This is a genomic window from Microcoleus sp. LEGE 07076 (genome assembly GCF_015207455.1).
In the GTDB taxonomy this organism is placed as follows: Bacteria; Cyanobacteriota; Cyanobacteriia; order Cyanobacteriales; family Microcoleaceae; genus Microcoleus.
Map to the genome: position 1 here is coordinate 1 of NZ_JADEWV010000184.1, position 11723 is coordinate 11723.

Here is an 11723-nt window from a genome sequence, read left to right on the forward strand (position 1 = left end):
GGCCCATCCCACAAGAGTTATCTTTTCTTGTGGGATGGGCCGGAGAGCCCGTCCGATCAATTGATGAAAAGGATTTTTGCAAGAGGTCTAGTATCGTCAAATGCTTCGCGATCGGGGTTTCCGTGCTTTTTGCGGAAGTAGATAAATCGGCTGTGGGCCGAGGCGAATTGTCGCCGAGAATTCAAACAATTATTTTCTTGACAAAACTCCAGAAATAGTTATATTTTAGCGAGCAATTCTTGTTTGTCGGCGCAGTGGCGATCGCGCAGGTCTGCTTCTGCTAAAAGTGCCAGAAAATCGCAGCGGACAACTTGACCAAGGAATGATAATTAAATAACTTACAATCTTTATTGTTATTGTGGGATGGGCTTTCCCGCCCATCCCACAAATATGTGTAAATTATTTAATTCGCGATCCTAACTTTAATTACCGACTGCTGCGGATCGCAATCTATCCAAAAGTCCGGGTTTAATAAAATGGGAATTTGCCATCAACTGTATCATTTTTTGGCGATTTTAGCCGTCCCGAAAACAGCACGGTAACTGACGCTAACGGCAGTCTATTTAATAATTTGCGTCGGGATTATCTAATCAAAAAATAACTATTTCCTAAGTCCAGCACATCCTATTCCATGAAATAGTGCGGCAGAAAATCATAAAAAACAGTGTGTTTGGCATAAAGCCATTCGCCGTACAAAATATAACGATTTCCCAGCACTTCTCCCAGGACTCCGCTGAGACTGAAAGCCGACTGTTTGAACAAGTTAAAATGTTTTTCTCGCGGGCCGCCGCTGAGATAGTGGCCGCGACTTTGCAGCAGCATTTGTCCGTCTGGGGCGAAGCTGATGCCTGTATTTGCGCCGTCTACCTTTTCTTCGATAATTAAAGGGCGATCGGCAATAGCGCTAAACGGCACGCAATCTAGGTCTTCATCGTCCGGCCCGAAACGCGAACCTTCGATATGATAAGTTCTGGGATATTTAACAATTTCCACAATCGATCGATTTTATATTTGAGAGGCGACCCCATCCATTTTCAATTTAATCTTTAAGATTTGAGAGAATAACCCATTCCATTAACCATTATAACAGAGATATTGCACGCCTTTCAAGAAACTGTAGGTACTTACTTCGCCAACAGCTTTAAAGCTTGCAGACGGGTGGCATAAACCCGCTCGATCCACGAAAATTCCCCTTAATGACATTGGTGTAAAAGGTGAGTTATAATAGACTTATCACAAAGGAGCGTGTAAGTTGAAAAGTCAAAATTTCCAGAGCATATCATCAGCACTCGCTGGAATTATATTAGTAGTCGCGCTGCTCCTCGGCTTCAATTCTTTTGTTGTCATCAATCCAGGTGAAGCAGGAGTAGTCAGCATTTTAGGAAAAGCCACCGATGGAGCATTGTTAGAAGGATTTCACATCAGACCCCCGCTGATATCCAAGGTAGATGTGTACGATGTCACAGTCCAAAAATTTGAAGTTCCCGCCCAGAGTGCTACTAAAGACCTTCAGGATTTAAATGCTAGTTTTGCCATCAACTTTCGCCTCGATCCTGCGAGAGTAGTTGAGATCAGAAGGACTCAAGGAACCTTGGAGAATATAGTTTCAAAAATTATTGCTCCGCAGACGCAAGAAGCATTTAAAACAGCAGCAGCACTGAGAACCGCTGAACAATCTATTACTCAAAGAAGTGAACTGAAGCGAGACTTTGATGCTGCGTTGAAGGACAGGCTATCAAAGTATGATGTAATTGTGCTTGATACTAGCGTGGTTAACATTCGATTTTCCACAGATTTTGCCAAAGCAGTTGAGGAAAAACAGGTTGCCGAGCAGCGGGCGCAAAGGGCTGTTTATGTTGCTCAAGAAGCTGAACAGCAGGCTCAAGCTGACATTAACCGCGCTCAAGGTAGGGCAGAAGCTCAAAGGCTTTTAGCGGAAACTTTGAAGGCTCAGGGTGGCGAATTAGTGCTGCAAAAAGAGGCGATCGAAGCTTGGAGAAGCGGCGGCGCTCAGATGCCTAAAGTGCTGGTTATGGGTAGCGGTTCGAGTCGGGTTCCTTTCATTTTTAATATGAATGACATTCAGGAAGAACCCGATCGCCCAACAGTTACCGACAATTAAAATATGACTGACGGTAAGAAACCGGGTTTCCTCAGAAAGCGCGCAGAATTCCTATGATAGTTGCCGGAATATGCTAAACTTCTGAAAGTCAAAATATAGCGACAGCGTAAAACCTTTCGCTATTAAAGCGAAGTCCGCAATTAAAACGCAGGCAGCACAGTCATTTTAGGAAGCAAGGAAAAATCATGACCCGCGCTATTATGGAAACCGACAAAGGCACAATCAACTTGGAACTGTTCGATGCAGATGCGCCTAACACAGTGAAGAATTTTGTTGACTTGGCAGAAAAAGGTTTTTACGACGGATTGGGCTTTCACCGAGTCATTCCTAACTTTATGATTCAAGGTGGCTGTCCCAAAGGCAATGGAACTGCCGGCCCCGGCTACAAAATCAAGTGCGAAATCAACTCCAACAAACATTTGGCTGGGACTTTATCGATGGCCCACGCAGGTAAAGATACGGGTGGGAGCCAATTCTTTATTTGCCACTCTCCCCAGTCTCATTTAGATGGAGTTCACACAACTTTTGGCAAAACAGAGGATATGTCTGTCGTCAATGCGATCCGCCAAGGTGACAAGATTATTTCGCTCAAAATTGAGCATTAGTTTTCAGTAATTAGTGACGTTTGTAGTAAGGACTTTAGTCCTTATTGCAAACAATATCAATTACCAATAAATCATTCATCTTAAAGGGAAGTCTCTAACAGTTCAACTGCCAAATTTTTTTCTTCATAATTAAATTCCCATCTGCTATGCTTAATGATTTCGTTTAATATGTTGCTTAAATACCCTTTGGCAACAGCTTCTTCAAATCTTTCTATAACAAGAGCAACATTGATTATTTCTTCTATACATTCCATGTAACGCGACACTTCTGAATACATCTCGCTTTGATGAAAATTTTTTAATAAATAGTCTTCAAGTAAAACATATATAGCGTATAAATTGGCAAAACTACCTCTTGATTTCGATCCTTTATTTGCAGCTTTAGTTTTAATATTCAAATATTGAATTAATTCGCTTGACGAAAATATTTGCTCGCCCGACGCACTAAAATTTTGTACTAAAATCTGCTTAATTGTTTTTGTAAATTCGTGTTTTATTTGCTCAAAATTGTAAGTTAAGTGTTAGCTGAGTTAATGAGATTTCACCTGAATTGACTTGTGACATTTGCTCTTCTTTGTTGTCATCAGTAGTAATCTGTAACCTATTTAATCCTATTTCTACATATTTTTGTTGTAATTCTATTCCGATTGACTTTCTTTTAAGCTGTTTGGCAACAAATGATGTGGTAAAAGTTCCCGAAAATACGTCTAATACCACGTCTCCCTCATTACTACTTGCTTTGATAATTCGTTCTAACAAAGATGTTGGTTTTTGAGTAGGATGATCTTCATATTGGGGCATACGATATCTGACTCTGGGAAACTCCCATACATTACCTGGAACTTTTTTAGAGTTATATACTGATGGTGTAGACTTGCGGTAATCAATTAGTTTTCTGACAGATCCGGTTTTTGCTTCTACCAGAATATCTGAGGAATTAAATGTATAATTTCGTTTGTCTTTGACACAATATAAAATTGGTTCGTACAGAGAACCGTAGTATTTTTTTGCTTGGACTCCCGAACTGTCATAATACCACACGATACGAGAAAGAATTGTCAAACGATCGCGCAAATATAGATCAAAGTAAGGCATACATTGAGTGGAAGCCATCAGATACAAGCTGCCGCTAGGTTTGAGCTTATTAATACATAAATTTAACCAAGTATAACTCCATTCTAAATAATCGCTTTCTGATTCCCACTTGTCTTTAAATCCATCGAATTTTTTGCCAATATTATAGGGAGGGTCGGCAAATATCAAATCAATTGAGTTGTCTTTGATTTCATGAAAAAGGACTTCTAACACATCTCCCAAAATCAGTTTATGTCCGTCTAATTCAAAGATTTTCATTTTGCCTAACCTGTTTTAATCAATATGCGTGATTGTCAGCTAGAGTTGGATAATTACTAGAAATACTCAATACAGCTCATATTTGAGCAAAGTACAAGGAATGGAGCCGTTGAAAACAGGAATTCGTTTGGATGTTCTCAGTCCTACTTGTTTACCCAACTCCTTATTCCCTGTCAATATAAACGCATTCCACCCTTTAAAACGCTGCTTGAAAATATCGCCCAACATTTTATAAAGTTCTCCCAATTCCCTAGCATCTCCCAGCCTTTCTCCGTAGGGAGGATTGCAAATGAGAACGCCTGTGTCTGTGGGTGCTTCCAACTGAGATAACTCGGTGTGAGCAAACTGAATCTTACCTGAAATACCAGCTTGCTGTGCATTGGTGCGAGCTTGAGTTAACATATCAGAATCGCGATCGCACCCTGCAACTACTTGCTGAAGTTCAGATAACTCGCTATTCTCGGCTTCAGCCCACAATGTATCCCATAAGGGTTCGTCAAAATCTCGCCAACTCATAAATCCAAACTTGTCTCGAAACAATCCAGGTGCAATATTCAAGGCTTTTAAACTCGCTTCTAAAGGCAAAGTTCCCGAACCGCACATGGGGTCTAAAAAAGGTAAATCGGGTGTCCATTCTGCCATGTCCAACAAAGCCGCAGCTAGGGTTTCTTTGAGGGGAGCAAGCCCCATTGCGGGGCGATATCCCCGGCGGTGCAAACTGCCGCCAGAACTGTCTAAACTTAAAATAGCTCGATCGCGATGGATGTGAATGTTAATCAGCAAATCGGGATTTTCTATATCAACGTTAGAACGCTTGTTGAATTGATGGCGCTGTTGGTCGGCGATCGCATTTTTGACTTGCAAAGCTGTAAAATGAGTGTGGTTCAACTTGTCGTTGCCACCGGTGCAGTTGACTGCTAAAGTATTGTCGGGGTTTAAGTATTCGTCCCAAGGGATTTTCTGTACTTCGCGGTAGAGCATATCCGAGTTGTAACAACGGAATTCGGCTATGGGAACGAGGACTCGAAAAATTGTTCTCGACCACAGATTGACGCGGTACAATAAAGCGCGATCGCCCGAAAAGTAAACTCCAGTGAAATCTGGCTGCACATCCTGTGCTCCTAATTTTTCTAATTCTTGGGCTGCGATATTTTCTAATCCGCGCGCCACTGTAGCAAAGTATTGATTCATTAGTTATGGTTGTTTGTTATTTGTTATTTGTTATTGGTTGTTTGTTACTACTGAGAACAGAGAATAGGCAACGGACAACGGACAACTGACTGATGACTATAGTAGCTGGTTTTCATCTTAAGTTATCAGAAATAATAGTCTACCTTAAGCTAGATGCGTCGGGTCATCAAAATTTGGAACTTCCTGGGACTTGGAGCCCCCGCCACCGGAATACATACCCCCAAAGCCATACCACAAAAAGAGTAGAGGTTTCATTGTTAATTCAAGTTTTCACTCCGGGCGATCGCCCTTGAAATCATGCTGGAATTTCTAACTGCATAAATATGTGCGGAATTCCCAGGTGTTCAAAGGGCTTGTCTTGTTCGGAGAATCCTAGTTTTTGGTAAAATTTAATGGCGTTAATTCGAGACATCAGTCTGACAGCTTTGAGATTTTTTTGTTGAGCTTTGAGGATTAAGTTTTGAATCATTTTAGTGCCAATTCCCTGATTCTGAAATTCAGGAAGTACCGCAACGTAGCTGATGTTTCCTACTCCTGGGGATGATTCGCGCAGTCGGGCTGAAGCAATGATTTTGCGCTCGCATATTCCAACTAAATGAACAGCGCCATCTTCGTGATTGTCCCTTTCGCTACCCTTTTCCATGCCTAGGGGCGATCGCAAAACCAGCCAGCGCTGATGGAACATTTCTGCTAATTCTTGTTGGTTGTTAACTTCGCGGATATCAAGCATTTTTAGATTAGATTAAAGAGGTAGATTGCAATTTACCATTGGGTGAGGGCGGGTTTATTTAGATTGTCGATTATTGGCAATGATTGTTGGCAAAACCCGCCCCTACAAGTCCTGGTAAATATTTGGTTACAAACTATCAGTAATACTGGTGAAATTAAAGGCTTTTACGCGCACTGCTGGTACTACACTACCGCCATAACGTTTTACTTCACTCAGGCTATCTACATCGCGCAACATATGAGGTAAAACTTGATTGAAACGCAAGTTTTTAATCGGGTAAGCAATCTTGCCGTTTTCAATCCAAAAAGTACCGTCGCGAGTCATTCCCGTTACTTCCGATGTCTTGGGATTTACGTAGTTGACGTACCAAGCTCGACTGACGAAAATTCCGCGTTCGGTTTGAGCGATTAAATCTGCTAAACTTTGGTCGGAACCTGTCATCACGATCGGGTAATAAGCACCCTTTGATTCTTTACCTTTTTGGGCTGCCCAATAGCGGGAATAAGATAAGCCTTGAGGGATGCCATTTTTGATGATTTCCAAATAGTTATTGCTTAATCCATCGCCGAAAAAATTACCCGATCGCAATAAAGGATGTGCCGGATCGCGCTGTACTTGCACCAGGGGGCTGAAAAGTTGTTGGCCCGCGCGGTTTCCCAAGGGTTTTCCGGTTTCATCTGCGATCGACATAAACGATCGCCCTTCATCCGCCGCCCTCGCATCCATCCCCCAAATGACCCAGGGTAGCAAATCCGCAAACGCAGCGCCATCAAAGATTACAGGATACACGCCCGGAGTGATGGGGCGGGGGTTGCGGGATGCGAGGGCGCGATCGACAACTTCTTGGGCCAATTGGGCGATCGGTAGTTGACTAATACTCCAAGCTGTGCGTTCAGTCCAGCTAGAACCGTTGTCAATGCGAGTAGTAAAGCCTAAATTCGCCTCTGTAGAATGGTTACAGGCGCGGAGTCCGGTGCTGGAGGCGATCGCATACAATGACGCCTCAGTGCTCAAAGTACCGGAAGCGTTAGCACCTGCTTGTGAGGCGATCGCGCAAGCCTGCTGTACCATTTCTGCCCGCGCTAGAGGCGATGCAGCGGCCGTTGCTTCGTCAAAGGCTGCCGGGGGCAAATCGTAGGTTTGAGGGGGTAACAGTGGCATCCATTCGGGGTCTGCGGGGGCAATTTGGGCCAATTCCTGCGATCGTTTGACAGTTTGGGCGATCGCATCTTCGTCAAAATCCGTCACCGCAGCGGAGGCACTTTTGTTACCAAAATAGCTAGTAACGTTGAGGCTAAATACAGTTTTGCTGATATTTTGGCTGATTTGATTTTCCGAAAATCGAGAAAGAGATTCTTCGCCAGTCGAGAGACTGACAAATACTTCATCGGCTTCGGATTGTTTGACTACCTTTTCCAGTAAATATAAGGCTTGGTCTTCACTTAAACTTGCGGGAGATGTTGTTAAAGTCATGATAGTAATTGGTCATTGGGAATTGGTCATTGGTCATTGGTCATTGGTCATTGGTCATTGGTCATTGGTCATTAGTATCCGTAGGGTCTGTCGCTATCGACAATCTCTAAAAAACCGCAAAAATCTGATAGCGACGCACCTTATGCCATACCATAAACAAGCTTGCTACAATCTTTTTTGGGTTTTTTGTATTCCACCCAATGTGTAAGGTGCGTCGCTATCACATTGTACGTTAAATTTAGGGATTCTTCTGAGGCGACGCACCCTACGAATATTAAGAATTTCCCCCAATTTGAATATCCCTAACCCGAACCGGTACGCAAGCGTGAGTCATTTGAGCGATCTGGATCGGTTCGCCTTTCCCGCATCTATTCGTACCACATTGTACCCGTTCCGAAGCAGGCCCGATCGCATCTATTTGATTCCAGAAATCAGTGCTCATCGAATGATAAGTTACATCCTTCAACATTCCCACAACTTTACCCTTTTCCACCTTCCAGAAAGCATCGCCGCCGAATTGAAAATTGCGTCGTTGTTGGTCGATCGAAAAACTGCCAGTACCGTCAATTAAAATCCCATCTTCCGTATCAGCAATCATCTCATCCAAAGTAGCAGTATGACTACCGCCATCCGGGCCCGGTTCCAATCCCAAATTAGGAATTCTGACCATCGGTACGCTAGACCAACTGTCAGCGCAGGCAGAACCGTTGCTGCTGGAACGTCCGAGGCGATAAGCTGTTTCTCTGTCTGTGAGATAATCGACTAAAATTCCATCCTTGACAACGTACCAATCCTGTGATTTTACGCCCTCATCATCGTAACCCATTGTACCGCGACCGGCCGGTTGAGTGCGATCGCACTTAAAGTTGACCCAAGGTGCGGCGTATTGCAGTTTATTTAAATTATCGGTAGTAGCAAAGCTGGTGCCTGCAAAATTAGATTCGTAGCCGTAAACTCGGTCTAATTCAGTTGGATGTCCGACTGATTCGTGGATGGTTAAAAACAAGTTTGTCGGCTTGAGAATCAGGGATTGACAAATACCTGCGGTGGCTTTAGGGGCAGCGACTTTCTCAATAGCTTCAGCGGCAACTCGCTCTATTTGACTTAATAAATCCGCTGGGTTAATATGTTCGTAACCCAAATTTAAGGGCGGGCGATCGTAACTGCGACTTTTGGCATCGCCGCCCGCAATTGCCGTACAGCCAAAACCTGGATAACTGCGGTAAATTGTTTGTTCGATTAGTGAACCTTCGGTGGACGCAAAAACCTTGTCTTCGTAGTTGAATTGCAGAAAAGAAAAAGCTTTTTTGATACCTCTATCGCCGTGGGCTAACAGTTGCGTGTTAATATTTAGTAGTAGGTCGGCTTTGTCAGCGACTGGTACAGAAAATGGGTCAATGGCGATCGGCGTAATGTAGCGATCGACATATTTTTCGACAGGTACTAAGCGCACCGGTTCCTGTTGAGTCAAGCGACTACCTTTAGCAATTTCTACAGCCAAAGCGACAATTCTGGCAACCTCAGCCGCTGTGCGATTGTGACTAGCTGCAAAGCCCCAAGCGCCATCGAGAAGTACCCGCACACCAAAACCAGAACTAACATTATCAGAGATATTGCTTAAAGATCGATCGCGCGCATACAAACCTTGCCTCCGGTAACTGCAAAAACGCACATCACCGTATTCGCAACCTGTTTTCCGAATCAAACTTACGGCTAAATTTGCTAACTCCTTAGCGGAGACTTTTGCAGTTAATTGTACCATAGTTATTAGTCGTTTGTCATTAGTTATTAACCATTATAGCGCTACTATCGAAATATTTTCCGAATCAACACGGCGATACCCAGCATTAACAAGCCAAATACTAAGCCAAACAACAGACTCCAGAGAATTGTCGCAGCAAAGGGATGTAGCGGTAGAGAAAAATCCGGTTGCCAGCGAATCGGTGTATCCTTGATGAGAGGATAGGCGGCGGAGAAGATTTGGCCGCCACCGATCGCAGTTCCGACAAAAAAGATGATATTCTCAAGTTGGCGATCGCGCTTTTTCTCTTGTTCTTCATTTTGCTTGTATAATTGTATTTGTTCGCGATCGCGAATTTTCTCGTCTTCTTCCTTTTGCTGATATAATTGTATTTGTTCGCGATCGCGCTGACGTTCTCTTTCTTCCTTTTCCCTGTCAAATTCCACCTGTTCAATTTCCACCATTCCCCGCACAGTAGATATCGACTGCTGGAACAAATCTTGACTAGCCATCAAATAATTCAAATCAATTTCAATTTGCCGCTGATACTTACCCTCAGCCAAATCTAGAAACTTCTGCCAAAAATCTAGATTATCCCCTGGGATAGACAAACCTCTAATCTTTGTCAGCACATCACCATAATTTTCAGCATTAATATCAATGGTATTTCTAAATTCCTGCAAATATCGCACTTGGTGAGCACAAGCAAGCATTTTAGTCCGAACTTCCGCCAGCAAATCCTTCAACTTCAGCAACTTAACTTGTCTATCTTGTTCCCTTTCAATTTCACTGAATTCAGGAAGCTTCTTCTCTAACTCGGCGACAATTTGCTGTGCTTTGCCATAGCTTTTCCGAGCTTCGCCATACACAAATAAAATTTTAGCACGAAAACACAGCAGATTTATCAAATAAAGATTAAACGTTGAGGTTACGAATTTCGGAGTTTCAGGATTATCTTGCAACCATACTAGAATATGACATCGTTTAGCAGCATCATCTTCGCTGCTGTCATACTCAAAAATCGGACTTCCGAATAATATTCCTTCCCTGCGAAACTCCGGTGAAGCTTGCTGTTGATTGTCGATAAAAGCTGTAACACATTCATCAGCTAGCTTGCGGTAAGTATCAAAAACTACTGGTACAGCGCACAACAATAAAGTTTGTCCCAGGGACGATTTGATTGCGTTTGGCAACAAACATCCTTGGGGATTTAATTGATTTAAGTCTGATACTTTGATTGTGGTATTTTGATAGTAAAATGTCAAGTCTGCGGTATAAGTATCGTGAATTCGCAGGGCATAAATTGAACCATAAATTTTGGGATTATCTGGCTGAGTTATTGGCTGGAACTTCAGAATTTTACCATCATCAGTCAGTAATTTGCCATTGTTGGGTTTTTCCTGTTCGCCTTGGGGATAATACTGTTTGTCTTTGTAACAAATTAGTTTGTCTCTGAGAGATTTTAGTTCGTTGCTGTTAAATTGTGTACCGACATTATCTGCTAAATTTTCCCACAGAGATTGAGCATTTTTGGCTACTTCGCCGTAGCCTTCATCGCTATCATCCCGCAGGTGGAAAGGATAGAGAGTAATGCTGGGATTTTTAATTTGCGGTGGTTCCTGCATAATCGAATCCGGGATGAAACATAATGTTAATTCAATCTTAGTCCGCGAAGGCGGACATTGTTTGTGTAGACGCGGTTTCAAGAGACTGTTGGTCAATCAACAATGGGTTTTACCCCTCACCCCCCCCAAATCGTGTTTCTGGACTAAAGGTCTAATTGACTATATAGCTGTTAACTACCAATAGCGAACGCAAATACTCGGTTCTAGATGTGAGGGGTAAGACCCCTCAGACATTCGCCAACAGTCTCTTTCAACCGCCGGGGTATAATCGCCAGGGCCTAATCGCCGGATTCCTAATCTCCGAATACAATCTTAGTCCGCGGAGGCGGACATCGTTTGTGTAGCCGCGGTTTCTAACCGCCGGGGCCTCATAAATCGCCGGAGGTCTGAATTGGGGATATAATTATTGGGATATCATCGGGGGGTAAATCAATCCCGGCGGTTTTCAATTACCCGGCGGTTGAAACCGCGGCTAAACAGACACTCACGCGCCTCCGCGGGTTGAAGATTTTACCCGGCGGTTTCCAATTACCTGGCGGTTGAAACCGCGGCTACACAAACACTCACGCGCCTCCGCGGGTTGAAGATTTTACCCGGCGGTTTCCAATTACCTGGCGGTTGAAACCGCAGCTACACAAACACTCACGCGCCTCCGCGGGTTGAAGAGGAATTCGATATATTGTACGAAAAATGAGAGAGAATTTTACGCAGTTATATGTACACTATGTTTGGGCAACCTGGGATAGATTGCCTTTGATTAGTCCCGATATTCAAGAAGCAATTTATGCGGTCATTATTGGAAAATGTAATAATTTAAAATGTACTGTAATTGCTGTTGGTGGTATAGAAGATCATGTACACTTGCTGGTTGGTTTTCCATCAA

13 protein-coding genes are annotated in these 11723 nt (G+C 43.2%); 5 read left to right on the forward strand and 8 right to left on the reverse strand.

Annotation, left to right across the window (positions count from 1 at the left end; translation table 11 throughout):
- A partial coding sequence (locus IQ270_RS31360; RefSeq protein ID WP_228056622.1) for a hypothetical protein occupies nt 1-218 on the forward strand: 218 nt, incomplete at its 5' end.
- A gap of 406 nt (nt 219-624) precedes the next feature.
- On the opposite strand, the gene IQ270_RS32400 is transcribed toward IQ270_RS31360, so the two are convergent.
- Nucleotides 625-993 (reverse strand): RNA ligase family protein, encoded by a 369-nt coding sequence (locus IQ270_RS32400; RefSeq protein WP_339384287.1) that lies wholly within the window; start codon nt 991-993, stop codon nt 625-627.
- A 259-nt stretch (nt 994-1252) separates the two neighbouring features.
- Between IQ270_RS32400 and IQ270_RS23360 the strand changes: the two genes are divergently transcribed.
- Together IQ270_RS23360 and IQ270_RS23365 are read left to right on the forward strand one after the other, a co-directional pair.
- Complete coding sequence (locus IQ270_RS23360) at nt 1253-2122, forward strand: prohibitin family protein (protein ID WP_193975586.1); 870 nt, start codon at nt 1253-1255, stop codon at nt 2120-2122.
- A gap of 185 nt (nt 2123-2307) precedes the next feature.
- Nucleotides 2308-2727 carry a peptidylprolyl isomerase gene (locus IQ270_RS23365; protein WP_193975587.1) on the forward strand — a complete coding sequence of 140 codons (420 nt, stop codon included), beginning with the start codon at nt 2308-2310 and terminating at the stop codon, nt 2725-2727.
- Nucleotides 2728-2807: 80 nt separating this feature from the next.
- On the opposite strand, the gene IQ270_RS23370 is transcribed toward IQ270_RS23365, so the two are convergent.
- The 3 genes from IQ270_RS23370 to IQ270_RS23380 all read right to left on the reverse strand — a co-directional run bounded on the left by IQ270_RS23370 (nt 2808) and on the right by IQ270_RS23380 (nt 5271).
- The gene (locus IQ270_RS23370; protein WP_228056623.1) at nt 2808-3125 is read right to left on the reverse strand and encodes a hypothetical protein; all 318 of its coding nucleotides are present in this window, start codon (nt 3123-3125) and stop codon (nt 2808-2810) included.
- A 103-nt stretch (nt 3126-3228) separates the two neighbouring features.
- On the reverse strand, nt 3229-4080 hold the full coding sequence (yhdJ, locus tag IQ270_RS23375; protein WP_193975588.1) for an adenine-specific DNA-methyltransferase: 852 nt from the start codon (nt 4078-4080) through the stop codon (nt 3229-3231).
- Nucleotides 4081-4146: 66 nt separating this feature from the next.
- Nucleotides 4147-5271, reverse strand: coding sequence for a class I SAM-dependent RNA methyltransferase (locus tag IQ270_RS23380; protein ID WP_193975589.1), 1125 nt, complete (start codon nt 5269-5271; stop codon nt 4147-4149).
- Between the two features lie 92 nt (nt 5272-5363).
- Here IQ270_RS23380 and IQ270_RS23385 point away from each other — a divergent pair, with 92 nt between their 5' ends.
- Nucleotides 5364-5564: a hypothetical protein gene (locus IQ270_RS23385; protein WP_193975590.1), complete on the forward strand. Its 201-nt coding sequence runs from the start codon at nt 5364-5366 to the stop codon at nt 5562-5564.
- Nucleotides 5565-5566: 2 nt separating this feature from the next.
- On the opposite strand, the gene IQ270_RS23390 is transcribed toward IQ270_RS23385, so the two are convergent.
- The 4 genes from IQ270_RS23390 to IQ270_RS23405 all read right to left on the reverse strand — a co-directional run bounded on the left by IQ270_RS23390 (nt 5567) and on the right by IQ270_RS23405 (nt 10840).
- Nucleotides 5567-6001, reverse strand: coding sequence for a GNAT family N-acetyltransferase (locus IQ270_RS23390; protein ID WP_193975591.1), 435 nt, complete (start codon nt 5999-6001; stop codon nt 5567-5569).
- A 126-nt stretch (nt 6002-6127) separates the two neighbouring features.
- On the reverse strand, nt 6128-7474 hold the full coding sequence (locus tag IQ270_RS23395) for a TldD/PmbA family protein (protein WP_193975592.1): 1347 nt from the start codon (nt 7472-7474) through the stop codon (nt 6128-6130).
- Between the two features lie 274 nt (nt 7475-7748).
- Entirely contained in the window at nt 7749-9236 is a 1488-nt protein-coding gene (locus IQ270_RS23400; RefSeq protein WP_193975593.1) for a TldD/PmbA family protein, read from the reverse strand.
- Nucleotides 9237-9280: 44 nt separating this feature from the next.
- Nucleotides 9281-10840, reverse strand: coding sequence for a hypothetical protein (locus tag IQ270_RS23405; RefSeq protein ID WP_193975594.1), 1560 nt, complete (start codon nt 10838-10840; stop codon nt 9281-9283).
- A gap of 690 nt (nt 10841-11530) precedes the next feature.
- On the opposite strand from IQ270_RS23405, the gene IQ270_RS23410 reads away from it, so the two are divergent.
- The coding region (locus tag IQ270_RS23410) for a transposase (RefSeq protein WP_193975595.1) at nt 11531-11723 on the forward strand (193 nt) is incomplete at its 3' end.

Excerpts from the sequence above, each read along its gene's own strand:
- IQ270_RS23365 (WP_193975587.1), top strand. The coding sequence starts at position 2,308 with ATGACCCGCGCTATTATGGAAACCGACAAAGGCACAATCAACTTGGAA.
- yhdJ (WP_193975588.1), bottom strand. The coding sequence starts at position 4,080 with ATGAAAATCTTTGAATTAGACGGACATAAACTGATTTTGGGAGATGTG.
- IQ270_RS23380 (WP_193975589.1), bottom strand. The coding sequence starts at position 5,271 with ATGAATCAATACTTTGCTACAGTGGCGCGCGGATTAGAAAATATCGCA.
- IQ270_RS23385 (WP_193975590.1), top strand. The coding sequence starts at position 5,364 with ATGACTATAGTAGCTGGTTTTCATCTTAAGTTATCAGAAATAATAGTC.
- IQ270_RS23390 (WP_193975591.1), bottom strand. The coding sequence starts at position 6,001 with ATGCTTGATATCCGCGAAGTTAACAACCAACAAGAATTAGCAGAAATG.
- IQ270_RS23395 (WP_193975592.1), bottom strand. The coding sequence starts at position 7,474 with ATGACTTTAACAACATCTCCCGCAAGTTTAAGTGAAGACCAAGCCTTA.
- IQ270_RS23400 (WP_193975593.1), bottom strand. The coding sequence starts at position 9,236 with ATGGTACAATTAACTGCAAAAGTCTCCGCTAAGGAGTTAGCAAATTTA.
- IQ270_RS23405 (WP_193975594.1), bottom strand. The coding sequence starts at position 10,840 with ATGCAGGAACCACCGCAAATTAAAAATCCCAGCATTACTCTCTATCCT.